A 15,468-nucleotide genomic window follows, 5' to 3' on the forward strand; every position below is an offset into this window, starting at 1 on the left:
ATAAAGAAAGACCAGCACTCCGTTTGTGTTTCATGGGAGTTCGAGCAAGTCTTAAAATCCCTCCGGCTGCCGTACTGCCTGCGCAACAGAGCTACGGTCTCTCGAAGTCGGCTTCCGCCGACCATTAGCCTGGACACGTGCCAGATCCCGCTACCTACCGTCCTGCGCCCGGGTCCATCCCGGTCGAGCCGGGCGTCTACCGGTTCCGGGACACCCATGGCCGCGTCATCTACGTCGGCAAGGCCAAGAGCCTGCGCAGCCGGCTGACGTCTTACTTCGCCGACGTCGCCGGATTGCACCCACGAACCCGCCAGATGGTGACCACGGCGGCAAAGGTCGAGTGGACGGTGGTCAACACCGAGGTCGAGGCCCTCCAGCTGGAATACAACTGGATCAAGGAGTTCGACCCGCGCTTCAACGTCCGCTATCGCGACGACAAGTCCTACCCGGTGCTGGCCGTCACCCTGAACGAGGAGTACCCGCGGTTGATGGTCTACCGCGGACCGCGACGTAAGGGAGTGCGGTATTTCGGGCCGTATTCCCATGCGTGGGCGATCCGCGAGACGCTGGACCTGCTCACCCGGGTCTTCCCGGCCCGCACCTGCTCCAACGGAGTCTTCAAGCGGCACAACCAGATCGACCGTCCATGCCTGCTCGGCTACATCGACAAATGCTCGGCGCCGTGCGTCGGGCGGGTCAGCGCCGAACAACACCGCCAGATCGTCCTGGACTTCTGCGACTTCCTGTCCGGCAAGACCGAGCGCTTCGCGCGCGAGCTGGAACAACAGATGCACGCGGCGTCGGGCGAGCTGGACTTCGAGCGGGCAGCCCGGCTGCGCGACGACCTGGGCGCGCTGCGGCGGGCGATGGAGAAGCAGGCGGTGGTGTTCGGCGACGGCACCGACGCCGACGTGGTCGCGTTCGCCGACGACGACCTCGAAGCCGCCGTGCAGGTTTTCCACGTCCGTGGCGGACGGGTGCGCGGCCAGCGCGGCTGGATCGTCGAAAAGTCCGGTGACCCGGGAGATTCCGGTGCCGAGCAGTTGGTGGAGCAGTTTCTGACGCAATTTTACGGAGAGCAGGCCGAGCTCGGTGGTGCCGCCGACGAGTCCGTCAACCCGGTGCCGCGCGAGGTGCTGGTGCCATGCCTGCCGTCCAACCACGACGAACTGGCAAGTTGGCTGTCCGGGCTGCGCGGCGCGAAGGTCACCCTGCGGGTGCCGCGGCGCGGTGACAAGCGGGCGCTCGCCGAAACGGTGGAACGAAATGCGAAAGAGGCGCTGCAGCAACACAAGTTGAAGCGCGCCGGCGACTTCAACGCCAGATCGGCCGCGCTGCAGAACATTCAGGATGCTCTCGGTCTGGCCGACGCCCCACTGCGCATCGAATGCGTCGACATCAGCCACGTGCAGGGCACCGACGTCGTCGGCTCGCTGGTGGTCTTCGAGGATGGCCTGCCGCGCAAATCCGACTACCGGCACTTCGGCATCCGCGAGGCCGCGGGACAGGGACGCTCTGACGACGTGGCGTCCATCGCCGAGGTGACGCGGCGCCGGTTCCTGCGACACCTCAGTGACCAGAGCGACCCCAATGTGCTTACCGCGGAAGGCAAGTCGCGCCGGTTCGCCTACCCGCCCAACCTCTACGTGGTGGACGGCGGCGCACCGCAGGTCAACGCGGCCAGCGCCGTGCTGGACGAACTGGGCATCACCGACGTCGCGGTGATCGGTCTGGCCAAGCGGCTGGAAGAGATCTGGGTGCCCGCGGAGCCCGACCCCGTCATCATGCCCCGCAACAGCGAGGGTCTGTATCTGTTGCAGCGGGTGCGCGACGAGGCGCACCGTTTTGCCATCGCCTACCATCGCAGCAAGCGATCCAAGCGAATGACGGCGTCGGCGCTGGACTCCGTGCCTGGATTGGGCGAGCACCGGCGGAAGGCACTGGTGACCCACTTCGGATCGATAGCCCGCCTCAAGGAGGCCACCGTCGACCAGATCACCGCCGTTCCGGGTATCGGCGTCGCCACCGCGACCGCCGTACTCGAAGCATTACGGCCTGACGCGACGGGAGCTTCGGAATGACGAACAGCGACACCTCCGCCGGCATCGATGTCGTTCTGGTGACCGGGTTGTCGGGTGCCGGACGAGGCACGGCGGCCAAGGTGCTCGAGGACCTCGGCTGGTACGTGGCCGACAATCTGCCGCCCCAGTTGATCACCCGCATGGTGGATTTCGGGTTGGCCGCCGGGTCCCGGATCACCCAGTTGGCGGTCGTCATGGACGTGCGGTCCCGCGGATTCACCGGGGATCTGGACGAGGTGCGCAATGAACTGGCCACCCGCAACATCACGCCCCGGGTGGTCTTCATGGAGGCATCCGACGACATGCTGGTGCGCCGCTACGAGAACAACCGGCGCAGTCATCCGCTGCAGGGCCAGCAGACGCTGGCCGAAGGCATCGCCGCCGAGCGCCGGATGCTGGCCCCGGTTCGAGCCACCGCGGACCTGATCATCGACACGTCGACACTGTCGGTGCGCGGACTGCGGGAAAGCATCGAGCGGGCCTTCGGCGGCAACGGGGGCGCCACCACCAGCGTCACGGTAGAGTCCTTCGGCTTCAAGTACGGCCTGCCGATGGATGCCGACATGGTGATGGACGTCCGGTTCCTGCCCAACCCGCACTGGGTGGACGAACTGCGCCCGCTGACCGGTCAGCACGAACCGGTACGCGACTACGTTCTGAGCCAACCGGGCGCGGCCGAGTTCCTGGAGACTTACCATCGGTTGCTGTCACTCGTGGTCGACGGCTACCGACGGGAGGGGAAGCGCTACATGACGGTCGCCATCGGCTGCACCGGAGGCAAGCATCGCAGTGTGGCGATCGCCGAGGCGCTGATGGTCCTGTTGAGATCCGATCCGCAGTTGACGGTGCGGGCGCTGCATCGGGATCTAGGCCGCGAATGACAGACAACATCGTCGCGCTCGGCGGCGGCCACGGCCTGTACGCGACGCTGTCGGCGGCGCGCCGGCTGACACCGCACGTCACCGCCATCGTGACCGTCGCCGACGACGGCGGCTCCTCGGGCCGGCTGCGCAGCGAGCTGGACGTGGTACCACCGGGCGACTTGCGAATGGCGTTGGCCGCGTTGGCATCTGACAGTCCGCACGGCCGGTTGTGGGCGACCATCCTGCAACATCGGTTCGGCGGGAGCGGCGCGCTGGCCGGGCATCCGATCGGGAACCTGCTGTTGGCCGGAATGTCCGAGCTGCTCGCCGACCCGGTCGCGGCCCTCGACGAGATCGGGCGCATCCTCGGCGTCAAAGGACGGGTGCTGCCGATGTGCCCGATCGCCCTGCAGATCGAGGCCGACGTGTCCGGGCTGGAGTCCGACCCACGCATGTTCCGGGTGCTCCGGGGCCAGGTCGCCATAGCGTCGACACCCGGCAAGGTGCGTCGGGTGCGGTTGCTGCCGGCCGACCCCCCGGCTACCCGGCAGGCCGTCGACGCCATCATGTCGGCCGAGTTGGTGGTGCTGGGACCGGGCTCCTGGTTCACCAGCGTGATCCCGCACGTGATGGTGCCCGGGCTGCACCAGGCGCTGCAGGCCACCGAAGCCCGCAAGGCGCTGGTGCTGAATCTTGTCGCGGAGCCGGGGGAGACCGCAGGCTTTTCGGTGGAACGGCATCTGCACGTGCTAGCCCAGCATGCACCGGGATTCACCGTGGACGACATCATCATCGACGCCGAACGAGTGCCCAGCGACCGCGAGCGTGACCAACTGCGACGCACCGCGACACTGCTGCAGGCCGAGGTCCACTTCGCCGACGTGGCCCGACCTGGTACACCTTTACATGACCCGGGCAAGCTGGCGGCAGTCCTGGACGGGGTGCGTGTGCGAGAAAAGGATCCGGCGGCGCCCGCGGTGAAGGCCACCGAAGAGATACCGAGCGACGGTGCACGACCGAGGGGTGACGACGCGTGGCGATGACGACCGAAGTCAAGGACGAGCTGAGCCGCCTGGTGGTCAAGTCGGTCAGCGCGCGGCGCGCGGAGGTCACGTCCCTGCTGAGGTTCGCCGGAGGGCTGCACATCGTGGCCGGCCGGGTCGTCGTCGAGGCCGAGGTGGACCTGGGCAGCATCGCGCGGCGGCTGCGCAAAGACATCTTCGACCTGTACGGCTACAACGCGGTGGTGCATGTGTTGTCGGCCAGCGGAATCCGCAAGAGCACCCGGTACGTGTTGCGGGTGGCCAACGACGGCGAAGCACTGGCCCGCCAGACCGGCCTGCTCGACATGCGTGGACGTCCGGTCCGCGGCCTGCCGGCACAGGTCGTCGGCGGCAGCATCGGAGATGCCGAGGCGGCCTGGCGGGGAGCCTTCCTGGCGCACGGGTCGTTGACCGAACCGGGCCGCTCCTCGGCCCTGGAGGTGAGTTGTCCGGGGCCGGAGGCGGCGCTGGCGCTCGTGGGTGCGGCGCGGCGGCTCGGGGTCAGCGCCAAAGCCCGCGAGGTTCGCGGCGCCGACCGGGTGGTGGTGCGCGACGGCGAGGCGATCGGCGCCCTGCTCACCCGGATGGGCGCCCAGGACACCCGGCTGATCTGGGAGGAGCGCCGGCTGCGTCGCGAGGTTCGCGCCACGGCCAACCGGCTGGCCAATTTCGACGACGCCAACCTGCGCCGCTCGGCGCGCGCCGCCGTGGCCGCGGCCGCCAGGGTGGAACGCGCGCTGGAGATACTCGGCGACACGGTGCCCGACCACCTGGCCACCGCGGGCCAGCTGCGTGTCGAACACCGGCAGGCGTCGCTGGAGGAGTTGGGTCGGCTCGCCGACCCGCCGATGACGAAAGATGCTGTAGCAGGCCGTATTCGGCGCTTGCTGTCGATGGCCGACCGTAAGGCGAAAGTGGACGGGATTCCGGACACCGAATCCGCGGTGACCCCCGACCTGCTCGAAGACGCCTAGACACGCGAGTTCGCCGAGCAGGCGCAAAATCGCACAAAACCGGTTGTTTCCGTGCGAGGTTCCGTCTGCTCGGCCTGACTGATGCGCGCTGTGAGAAAGACTGACGCGCGCTGTGAGAAAGAAATGTTGGCTTCGTTGGGTGGCTGCGGGCTACGGTCGTGGGATGAAACGGCTCTCGAGTGTTGACGCGGCGTTCTGGTCTGCCGAAACCGCCGGCTGGCATATGCATGTCGGTGCTCTGGCGATCTGCGACCCCAAGAAGGCACCCGACTACAGCTTTCAGCGCCTGCGCGAACTGCTCATCGAGCGGCTGCCAGAAATACCGCAGCTGCGCTGGCGGGTGACCGGTGCGCCACTTGGGCTGGACCGGCCGTGGTTTGTCGAGGACGAGGAACTCGACATTGACTTCCACGTCAGGCGCATCGGGGTGCCGGCTCCCGGCGGCCGGCGCGAACTCGAGGAACTCGTCGGCAGGTTGATGTCCTACAAGCTGGACCGCTCCCGGCCGCTCTGGGAACTGTGGGTCATCGAAGGCGTCGAAGGCGGCCGCATCGCCACGCTGACCAAGATGCACCACGCCATCGTCGACGGCGTTTCGGGCGCCGGACTCGGTGAGATCCTGCTGGACGTCACCGTCGAACCGCGCCCGCCGCAAAAGGAAACGGTGGGATTCGTCGGCTTCACCATCCCGGGCCTGGAGCGGCGTGCGCTCGGTGCGCTGATCAATGTCGGCATCATGACCCCGTTCCGCATCGCCCGGTTGCTGGAGCAGACCGTGCGTCAGCAGATCGCCGCGCTGGGGGTGGGCGCCCGGCCGCCGCGTTACTTCGACGCCCCCAAGACCCGGTTCAATGCGCCGGTGTCGCCGCACCGGCGTATCACCGGCTGCCGGGTGGAACTAAGCCGCGTCAAGGCGGTCAAAGACGCCTTCGGTGTCAAGCTCAACGATGTGGTGCTCGCGCTGGTGGCGGGCGCCGCGCGCGAGTACCTGCAGAAGCGCGACGAGCTGCCCTACAAGCCGCTGATCGCCCAGATCCCGGTGTCCACCCGCACCGAAGAGAATAAGGACGATGTCGGCAACCAGATCAGCTCGATGACGGCGTCACTGGCCACCGACATCGACGACCCGGCCGAGCGGCTGAAGGCCATTCACGAGAGCACCCAGAACGCCAAGGAAATGGCGAAAGCGCTTTCGGCGCATCAGATTATGGGCCTGACCGAGACCACGCCGCCCGGGCTGCTGCAGCTGGCCGCGCGCGCCTACACCGCCAGCGGTCTGTCGCACAACCTCGCGCCGATCAACCTCGTCGTCTCCAACGTGCCCGGCCCGCCCATCCCGCTGTACATGGCCGGGGCCAAGCTTGACTCGCTGGTCCCGCTGGGACCGCCGGTGATGGACGTCGCGCTCAACATCACCTGCTTCTCCTACCAGAAGTACCTGGACTTCGGATTCGTGACGACGCCGGAGGTGGCCAACGACATCGACGAGATGGCCGACGCCATCGAGCCGGCGCTGGCCGAGCTGGAACGCGCTGCCGGACTCTAGTAGCTAGCGGTCGCCGGAATAGTTGGTCACGTAGACCCAGGACAGGAAGCGGGCGACCGCCTCGGCGGCCTTGTTCGCCCGCGGAGATCCGAAGATGTCGAAGGCATGCTGGGCGTTGGGCAATTCGGCGTAGGCGACCGGCGCCTTCGACACCGACCTCAGTTCTTCGACGAACTCCCGCGCCTCGGCCACCGGGATGAGGGAGTCATCGGTGCCGTGCAGGACGAAGAACGGCGGCGCGTCCACATGCACGTACCGCAGCGGGGAGGCGTCTTCGTAGATCTCCCGGTGCGTGTCGAGTTTGTGCTTGACCACTAATCTTTCGAGCACCTGCACGAACTGCGCGCGTCCGGGGGCCTCGGTGGAATACCAGTCGTAGCGGCCATAGAACGGGACGGCCGCCATCACCGATGTGTCGGCGTCTTCGAAGCCGGGCTGGAACTTGGGGTCGTTGGGGGTCAGGGCCGCCAGCGCCGTGAGGTGTCCGCCGGCCGAACCGCCGCTGAGCGCAACGAAATTCGGGTCCCCGCCGTAAGCGGCGATGTTCTCCTTGACCCATGCCAGCGCGCGCTTGACGTCGACGATGTGGGCGGGCCAGGTGTGCCAGGGAGACACCCGGTAGTTCATCGACACGCACACCCAGCCCCGCGAAACCAGGTGACTCATCAATGGATACGCCTGCGGGCGGCGCCACCCGATCATCCAGGCACCGCCTGGAATCTGCAGCAGGACAGGCGCTTTCCCGTCCAGCGGCAGGTCCTTGCGGCGCCAGATGTCGGCCAGGTTGGCGCGTCCGTGCGGACCGTAAGAGACGATGTTCTGCTTGTCGACGAAGCGGCGCCGCGCCACCGTGGTCCGCATCGGCAGATTGCGCCGACCCCGACGGGTCGGCTCGGTGGGCAGGGCCTTGAGTTGGTCGGCGTAGTCGGGGCCGAGTTGCTCGGTCAGCCCGGCTTCCAGAATCGGACCGGGGGTCGTGATCCCGCGGTACCGGATGACGGCCAGGATCGCCCAGGACGCCGCCGTCAGAGCCAGCGCCAGTTTGCCTTTCGGCCCGGCGAAGTCACCCCGCCGGCCGCGGCGCACGGCATCCAATGCGGACACCGACGCGTACAGGCCCGGTACCTCGGAGGTGGGCCAGCCGAACGAGAACACCGTCGGTGACGCGTAGGGGTTGCGGGTGATCGGGCGTAACCCGTTGGCGGCGTTGACGAGTTCCAGCGTTGCCCGGGTCAGCGGCCGGGGGCGGCGCAGGTGCTCGAGCACCTTCATGAGCCGCTCACCCGGGCCTTGAGCTCGTTGCGCAGGATTTTGCCGGTGCTGCCGCGGGGGAGCTCGTCGAGCAGCGTGATCTCGCGTGGCACTTTGTAGTTGGCCAGGTTGTCCCGGACGTGCTGCTTGAGCGTTTCGACCGTTGCCGAAGAACCCGGCTCCAGCACCACGAACGCCGACAACCGCTGGCCGTACTGCTCGTCGTCCACCCCGATCACGGACGCCTCGGCCACCTCCGGGTGGGCCGCCAGCGTCTTTTCCACCTCGATCGGGTAGATGTTCTCCCCGCCGGAGACGATCATCTCGTCGTCGCGGCCCACCACGAACAGGCGGCCGTTCGCATCGAGGTATCCCACGTCGCCCGAGGACATGTAGCCGGCATGGAAGTCCTTGGTCTTCCCGGACGTGTAGCCATCGAACTGACTGCCGTTGTGCACGTAGATGGTGCCGACCTCACCGGTGGGCACTTCCTTGAAATCGGAGTCCAGGATCTTTATCTGGGTCCCGTCTGCCGGCGTGCCCGCGGTGTCGGGTGCCGCGCGCAGGTCCGCCGGAGTGGCGGTCGCGATCATGCCCGCCTCGGTTGCGTTGTAATTGTTGTAGATCACGTCGCCAAACTGGTCCATGAAGGAGGTGACGACATCGGGGCGCATCCGGGAACCCGATGCCGCGGCGAAACGTAAAGACTTGCAGCTGTAGCGATTTCGGACCTCGTCGGGCAGCTCCATGATGCGGTCGAACATCACCGGCACCACCGCCAGCCCGGTGGCCTGGTGGCGGTCGACCAGCGCTAGCGTCGCCTCCGGATCGAACTTGCGCCGGGTGACGACCGTGCACGCCAGCGAAGAGGCCAGCACCAACTGGGAGAACCCCCAGGCGTGGAACATCGGCGCCACGATCACGATCGGCTCCTCGGCCCGCCACGGCGTCCGGTCCAGCACCCCCTTGAGCGTCTTGATACCTCCGCTGCCGCCGGAATGCTTGGCGCCCTTAGGTGTTCCGGTGGTTCCGGACGTGAGCAGGATCAACTTGCCCTTGCCACCGGTCCGCCGGGGCCGCTGCCCGGTGTGGGAATTGATGAGTTTCTCGACGGTCAGCTCGTGCGGTCCGTCGGCCCACGCCACGATGCGGGCGGCGTTCGGCGCGTCGGCCAGCGCCCGATCCACCGTCGCGGTGAACTCTTCGTCGTACACGATCGCGTCGACACCCTCCCGGCTCACCACCTCGGCCAGCGCGGGACCGGCGAAGGAGGTGTTGAGCAGCAGGACGTCGGCGCCGACCCGGTTCGCCGCCAGGAGTGCATCGACGAAACCGCGGTGATTGCGGCACATGATGCCGACCACCTTGGGCGGCCCACCCGGCCGGTCTTGCAGCGCGGCAGCGAACGCATCGCCGCGGTCGTCGAGTTCCCGCCACGTCAGGGTGCCGAGTTCGTCGATCAGGCCGGGACGGTCGGGGCAGCGTTGCGCCGCACCGGCAAAGCCCGAGGTGAAACCGATGCCCTCGCGGCGCATCGCGGCGGCCATCCGCACGTAACGGTCAGGGCGCATAGGCGCGATCATGCCCGCACGGCGCAGGGTGGTGAACACGCCCAGCATCTCTGCGAGGCCCTCTTCAAGACGAGATGCCATGGCTCAGCCCACAATCGGGAATCGACGCTTGGCGGCGAGCTCGTTGAGCCCTTCTTGCATCACCGACCGGACATGCTCGTCGACTTCGTCGATGTCCGGGTCGTCACCGAATTGCGCTGCTATATCAATAGGTTTCAACACCTGCATGACAATCTTGGCGGGTAGCGGCAGATTGGGCGGGATGGCGGCGCTGAACCCGAACGGGAATCCGAAGGACAGTGGCAGGATGTCGCTGCGCAGCAACCTCTTGATTCCCAGGTTTCTGGCCAGCCAGGTACCGCGAGTGAGGTACAGCTGTGTCTCCTGGCCACCGATGCCCACCATGGGAACGATCGGAACCCCCGCCTCGATGGCGGTGCGCACATAACCCTTGCGGCCGTTGAAGTCGATGACGTTCTCCGCTGTGGTCGGCCGGTAGGCGTCGTAGTCCCCGCCGGGGAAAACGACGACCACCCCGCCGGAGCGCAGTGCGGCGGCCGCATTCTCCCGGTTGGCCCGGATGTAGCCGGTCTTGCGGAAGAAGTCCGCGGTGGGGCCCATGAACAGGATGTCGTGACTCAGCGTCAACACCGGCCGGTCGTAGCCGAACGCGTCGTAGAAGTCGGTGCTGAAGATCGGGACGTCCATCGGGAATTGACCACCGGAATGGTTGCCGACCACCAGAGCTCCGCCCGGCGGGAACACGTCGAGGCCACGCACCTCGGATCTGAAGTAGGTCTTCAGGATCGGCCGCATGACGCTGATCATGCGACGGGTCATTCCCGGATCGAACTTCCCGATATCGCCCGCATTCGGATCGTCGTTCTCGTTGCTCACTGAGGCTCCCTTGCCGTCGAGTCCCTCAGATCGTAGCGACCGCCTTCGCGGTTGTGTGCCGGCATCGTGAGCGAAACCGTCCCGTACCAGCCTTCGAAGGTGCACAGTGTGCATGGGTTCCAGGTTTACGTGGCTGCAGAAGGGACACCCGTGGTGGCCGAGGCGGGAAGTGCGGTGGGTTCCGGGTGCGTATCGGTGATCGCCCGGCAGATGGACGCTATTCGCGACACCTTCACCACCGAGCTGTTCGACATGATGAAAGGTGAGATTCAGGGTCTCAATTACGACCCCCGCATGCTGGACCTGTGGCACGCGAGCCTCACCGAGAACTTCGTGGCCGCGGTGCACTACCTGGAACGGGACGCCCCAACGGCGCTGCTCGAGGCGCCCGCCGCCGCACTCGCCTATGCGCGGGCGTCCGCGCAGCGGGATATACCGCTGGCGCCGTTGGTTCGGGCGCACCGGCTGGGTCACGCACGGTTCTTGGAGGTGGCGATGCAATACGTGTCGCGCCTCGAGCCGCGCCAGCAGGTGCCCACGATCATCGACCTGGTGAACCGCTCGGCGCGCGTCGTCGATCTGGTGGCCGACCAGATGATCCTCGCGTACGAGGAGGAACACGATCGCTGGCTGAGCCGCCGTGGCGGGATGCAGCAGCACTGGGTCACCGAGGTGCTGGCCGGAACTCCGGTCGACGTGCAGCGCGCCGAAAAGGTGTTGCGCTACGGCCTGGACGGTCGCCATGTCGCGGCGGTGGTGTGGGTGGATGGCTCGGTGCCCATCGACCAGGTGGTGGCGCGCTTCGATGAGGTCCGTTGCCTGATGGCGGCCGAGCTGGATGCGGCCGGCCGGTCGTTGCTGGTGCCGACCGACGAGCGGGAGGCGCGATTGTGGTTCTCGGTCGGCGCTGCCCCCGATCTGTCGGGCGTCCGTGGCGCCTTCGAGTCGGCGTGCATCGGGGCACGGGTGGCCTGCGGCCGGTCTGGTGACGGGTTGCGCGGTTTCCGGGCATCGATGAAGCAGGCCGAGTTGGTGAAGACGGTGGTGCTGGCCGGCGGGGACCGCCACGCCGCGCCGGTCGTCTTCTACGACGACGTGGCGCCGGTGGCGCTGATGGCCGGCGACGTGGAAGAGTTGCGGCGGTTCGTCGGTGAAGTGCTCGGCGATCTCGCCGGCGCCGACGAGCGCAACGAATGGCTGCGCGAGACGTTGCGCGAATTCCTGGTGCGCAACCGCAGCTACGTCGCCACCGCGGACGCAATGATATTGCACCGCAACACGATTCAGTACCGGGTCGGTCAAGCGATGGAACTCTGCGGCCAGGATTTCGATGATCCCGATGCGGTGTTCAAGGTCCAGACCGCGCTGGAGGCGTGCCGGTGGATGGCCCCGGCTGTGCTGCGCGCACAAAAGTGATCGTTAACTTCGGTTTCGGCGCATAGCGGGTCAATCGCTTCGGAGAGTTAGCGTTTGCCCACGTCAAGCGCCAACCGAAAGAGGCACACATGGACCGGCCCGCAGCCACCGGCAGCCAGGCTGATTGTGTGCTGCGCCTGATCGCTCAGATCTGCAAGCGCACCAATCTGCAGATGGACATCTATCAACGGGCGATTGTCATCGCGGAGACCGAAGGCCGCGCCGACCGGGTGCGTGATCTTCGGCGGTTCCTGGGGATGCAGCGCCAGGACCGACAGCTGCTGGACGAGCTGATTCAACGTCTACAGGGTCCGCGAGTCACGCCGCGTCCACGGTGTGTGGGCAGCGACCGCAGTCGGTCGCTGGGGGCGGCGGGCAAGCCATCCGTGCGCACTGAGGGGTCGCGCGGATGGCGTTCCCGCTGGCAGGCTTCCGGGGCGGTTCGCCGCGTCCGGCCGGGCGACCGGACGGCGCTGTCCGGCCCGGAAGGCGCGGGAGGTCCGGTGCTTCGCTGAATCACCATATAAGCCAATAACATTCACCGGGTTGGGAGCGGGCTTCCGAAACTCGGCCGATAGGCCTTCGGGTGGGCCGCATCGTGCCGATACATTGGACTGGCCACTAACGCTCCCTCCTGGAATGGGGCCAGCCATGGGATTCATCTCACCGGACCTTCCCGACGTCGATCACGAGACTTGGCTGACGCTGCCACGGGCGACGCGGCTCGAGGTCGTCACCCGGCACTGGGCGGAGAACGGCTTCGGCACACCGTACGCGGTCTATCTGCTCTACCTCTTCAAGATCGGCCTGTATGTGGCGGCTCCGGCGGCCATCATCTCGCTGACCCCCGGTCTGGGCGGGCTTAGCCACATCGCCGACTGGTGGACGCAACCGATCGTGTACCAGAAGGTCATCATCTTCACCCTGCTCTTCGAGGTTCTCGGGCTCGGTTGCGGGTCGGGGCCGCTCACCGGGCGCTTCATGCCGCCGATCGGCGGTGTCCTTTACTGGTTGCGCCCCAAGACGATTCGCCTGCCGGCCTGGCCCGACAAGGTGCCCCTGACCCGCGGCGACTCGCGCGGCATCGTCGACGTCGCGCTGTACGCGGTCGTGCTGGGTAGCGCGGTGTGGGCGTTGTTGTCACCGGGGCACGGCGTGCCGGCGACGGCCGCCGGTGATGTCGGTCTGATCGACCCGCTTCTGGTCGTCCCGACGATCGTCGCCCTGGCGCTGCTGGGTCTTCGCGACAAAACCATCTTCCTGGCCGCCCGCGGCGAACACTACTGGCTGAAGCTGTTCGTGTTCTTCTTCCCGTTCACCGATCAGATCGCCGCGTTCAAGATCATCATGCTGTTCCTCTGGTGGGGCGCGGCGACTTCCAAACTCAACCACCACTTCCCCTACGTGGTGGCCGTAATGACAAGCAACAACGCATTACTGCGCAGCCGACTGTTCCTACCGGTCAAGCACCTGCTCTACCGCGACCACGTCAACGATCTGCGGCCCACCTGGCTGCCGAAGTTCATGGCCCACGTCGGCGGCACCACAGCGGAATTCATCGTTCCCACGGTGCTGGTGTTCTTCGCCGGCGATCACCCGTGGCGCTGGTTCCTGATCGGATTCATGGTGATCTTCCACCTCAACATCCTGTCCAACCTCCCGATGGGAGTTCCGTTGGAGTGGAACGTTTTCTTCATCTTCTCGCTGTTCTATCTGTTCGGGCATTACGGCGCGATCCGCGCCACAGACCTGAGACAGCCACTGTTGTTGGCCCTCATCGCGATCGCGGTCGCCATCGTCATCGTGGGAAACATGTTCCCCGAGAAGATCTCGTTCCTTCCCGCGATGCGCTACTACGCCGGAAACTGGGCCACCAGCACCTGGTGTTTCCGCACGGGCGCCGAGGACAAAATCGAAGCCAACGTGGTGAAAAGCTCTGCGCTGGTTGTCAATCAGCTCACCAAGCTGTACGGCGCGCCGACCGCCGAGGTGATGTCTGACAAAGTGGGGGCATTCCGGGCGATGCACACCCACGGCCGCGCGCTCAACGGCCTGCTGCCCCGAGCGATCGACAACGAGGCCGATTACCGGGTGCGGGACGGTGAAATCGTGGCTGGGCCACTGGTCGGGTGGAACTTCGGCGAGGGTCACCTCCACAACGAACAGCTGTTGGAGGCACTGCAGCGGCGCTGCGACTTCGAGGACGGCGACGTCCGCGTCATCGTCCTCGAGGGTCAGCCGATCCACATTCAGAAGCAGTGGTATCGCATCGTCGATGCCAAGTCCGGTCTCATCGAATCCGGCTACGTGGACGTCAGCGAGATGCTGACCCGCCAGCCGTGGCCGGAACCCGGCGACGACTTTCCGGTGCACGTCACCACCGAGCCCGTCGTCCACGGAACCTCATGACCAAAGCCATCATCGTCGGTGCCGGGCCAAATGGTCTGGCCGCGGCGATTCACCTGGCCCGCCAGGGCATCGATGTGCACGTCCTGGAGGCCCAGGACACCATCGGCGGGGGAGTACAGTCAGGCGAACTGACAGTGCCCGGCGTCATTCACGACCACTGCTCGGCGTTTCACCCGCTGGGTGTCGGATCACCGTTCTGGCAGGAGATCGATCTGCTGAGCTACGGATTGACCTGGAAATGGCCGGAGGCCGACTGCGCCCATCCGCTCGACGACGGTTCCGTCGGCATGCTGTATCAGTCGGTTGCCAAGACCGCCAAGGGAATGGGCGCCGACCGCCGACGTTGGCGGGCCGCCGTCGGCGGGTTAGCGAAAGGATTCGACGACCTGGCCGAGGATCTGCTGCGGCCGGTCATCAACATTCCGCGGCATCCGTTGCGGCTCGCGTCGTTCGGTCCGCGCGCTCTGCTACCCGCCACCACGGTCGCCGGCTATTTCCGCACCGAACAGGCACGAGCGCTCTTCGGCGGAGCGGCCGCACACGCCTACACCCGACTGGACCGGCCATTGACCGCCTCACTGGGATTGATGATCCTGGCCAGCGGGCATCGTTACGGCTGGCCCGTCGCCAAAGGCGGGTCCGGCGCGATCACCAAAGCGCTGGCCGCGGCCCTGGACGCCGTCGGAGGACGGGTCACCACCGGTGTCAAGGTCACCCGCCGTCGCGACATCCCGACCGCCGACATCGTCATGCTCGACCTGAGCCCCGCCCAGGTGCTGGGGATCTACGGCGATGCGATGCCCACCCGGATCAAACGGTCCTATAGCCGTTACCGCGAGGGGTCCTCGGCATTCAAAGTCGACTTCGCCATCGAGGGCGACATCCCCTGGACGAATCCGGACTGTGCCAAAGCGGGGACCGTGCATCTCGGCGGCAGCTTCGAGGAGGTTGCCGACACCGAACGGCGGCGCGCGCAGGGCACCATGGTCGAGCGCCCGTTCGTGTTGCTCGGTCAGCAGTATCTGGCTGACCCGACACGATCGGCGGGCAACATCAACCCGGTCTACGCCTACGCGCACGTGCCATTCGGTTACACCGGCGATGCGACCGCGGCGGTCGTCGATCAGATCGAACGGTTCGCGCCGGGATTCCGCGACCGCATCATCGCCACGGTGAGCACCGGCACGGCTGAGCTGGAAGCCCGAAACGCCAGTTACATCGGCGGCGACATCATCGGCGGCGCCAACGACAAGCTGCAGATCCTGTTCCGGCCACGCATCGCGATCGATCCCTATCGCATCGGCGTGCCGGGGGTGTATCTCTGCTCACAATCGGCGCCGCCGGGAGCCGGCATTCACGGACTGTGCGGCTACCACGCGGCCGAGTCAGCGCTGCGCTGGCTCCAGACGACCTGACG

The 15,468-nt window shown here is 66.6% G+C and carries 12 protein-coding genes; 9 read left to right on the forward strand and 3 right to left on the reverse strand.

The features are described 5' to 3' along the window. Positions 1–137 precede the first annotated feature (137 nt). From uvrC to C0J29_RS12695, 5 genes are all read left to right on the forward strand, one after another. Positions 138–2,081, forward strand: coding sequence for an excinuclease ABC subunit UvrC (gene uvrC / locus C0J29_RS12675; protein WP_065042598.1), 1,944 nt, complete (start codon positions 138–140; stop codon positions 2,079–2,081). After that, on the forward strand, positions 2,078–2,962 hold the full coding sequence (gene rapZ / locus C0J29_RS12680; RefSeq protein WP_065042597.1) for an RNase adapter RapZ: 885 nt from the start codon (positions 2,078–2,080) through the stop codon (positions 2,960–2,962). The genes uvrC and rapZ overlap by 4 nt, the downstream gene beginning before the upstream one ends. Beyond that, positions 2,959–3,987, forward strand: coding sequence for a uridine diphosphate-N-acetylglucosamine-binding protein YvcK (yvcK, locus tag C0J29_RS12685; protein WP_065042596.1), 1,029 nt, complete (start codon positions 2,959–2,961; stop codon positions 3,985–3,987). Before rapZ ends, yvcK begins: the two co-directional genes overlap by 4 nt. Continuing rightward, on the forward strand, positions 3,984–4,961 hold the full coding sequence (gene whiA / locus C0J29_RS12690; RefSeq protein ID WP_082977736.1) for a DNA-binding protein WhiA: 978 nt from the start codon (positions 3,984–3,986) through the stop codon (positions 4,959–4,961). The genes yvcK and whiA overlap by 4 nt, the downstream gene beginning before the upstream one ends. A 163-nt stretch (positions 4,962–5,124) precedes the next feature. Further along, entirely contained in the window at positions 5,125–6,507 is a 1,383-nt protein-coding gene (locus C0J29_RS12695) for a WS/DGAT/MGAT family O-acyltransferase (protein ID WP_065042594.1), read from the forward strand. 3 nt (positions 6,508–6,510) lie between these two features. Here the strand turns inward: C0J29_RS12695 and C0J29_RS12700 are convergent, their stop codons facing one another. The 3 genes from C0J29_RS12700 to C0J29_RS12710 are packed head-to-tail and all read right to left on the reverse strand — an operon-like array spanning position 6,511 to position 10,169. Continuing rightward, entirely contained in the window at positions 6,511–7,779 is a 1,269-nt protein-coding gene (locus tag C0J29_RS12700; RefSeq protein WP_065042593.1) for an alpha/beta hydrolase, read from the reverse strand. Continuing rightward, the gene (fadD12, locus tag C0J29_RS12705; protein ID WP_174814895.1) at positions 7,776–9,377 is read right to left on the reverse strand and encodes an acyl-CoA ligase FadD12; all 1,602 of its coding nucleotides are present in this window, start codon (positions 9,375–9,377) and stop codon (positions 7,776–7,778) included. The genes C0J29_RS12700 and fadD12 overlap by 4 nt, the downstream gene beginning before the upstream one ends. A 36-nt stretch (positions 9,378–9,413) precedes the next feature. Next, positions 9,414–10,169 (reverse strand): 1-acyl-sn-glycerol-3-phosphate acyltransferase, encoded by a 756-nt coding sequence (locus C0J29_RS12710; protein ID WP_065162573.1) that lies wholly within the window; start codon positions 10,167–10,169, stop codon positions 9,414–9,416. Positions 10,170–10,436: 267 nt separating this feature from the next. Between C0J29_RS12710 and C0J29_RS12715 the strand changes: the two genes are divergently transcribed. The 4 genes from C0J29_RS12715 to C0J29_RS12730 all read left to right on the forward strand — a co-directional run bounded on the left by C0J29_RS12715 (position 10,437) and on the right by C0J29_RS12730 (position 15,466). Continuing rightward, a complete protein-coding gene (locus C0J29_RS12715; protein WP_371872488.1) occupies positions 10,437–11,642 on the forward strand; it encodes a PucR family transcriptional regulator in 1,206 nt (401 codons plus the stop codon). 89 nt (positions 11,643–11,731) lie between these two features. Then, the gene (locus C0J29_RS12720; protein WP_065162549.1) at positions 11,732–12,157 is read left to right on the forward strand and encodes a hypothetical protein; all 426 of its coding nucleotides are present in this window, start codon (positions 11,732–11,734) and stop codon (positions 12,155–12,157) included. Positions 12,158–12,293: 136 nt separating this feature from the next. Then, positions 12,294–14,051: a DUF3556 domain-containing protein gene (locus tag C0J29_RS12725; RefSeq protein ID WP_120792531.1), complete on the forward strand. Its 1,758-nt coding sequence runs from the start codon at positions 12,294–12,296 to the stop codon at positions 14,049–14,051. Further along, positions 14,048–15,466 carry a phytoene desaturase family protein gene (locus C0J29_RS12730; protein WP_120792532.1) on the forward strand — a complete coding sequence of 473 codons (1,419 nt, stop codon included), beginning with the start codon at positions 14,048–14,050 and terminating at the stop codon, positions 15,464–15,466. Before C0J29_RS12725 ends, C0J29_RS12730 begins: the two co-directional genes overlap by 4 nt. Positions 15,467–15,468 lie beyond the last annotated feature (2 nt).

Origin of the sequence: Mycobacterium paragordonae, from assembly GCF_003614435.1 — a bacterium.
In the GTDB taxonomy this organism is placed as follows: domain Bacteria; phylum Actinomycetota; class Actinomycetes; order Mycobacteriales; family Mycobacteriaceae; genus Mycobacterium; species Mycobacterium paragordonae.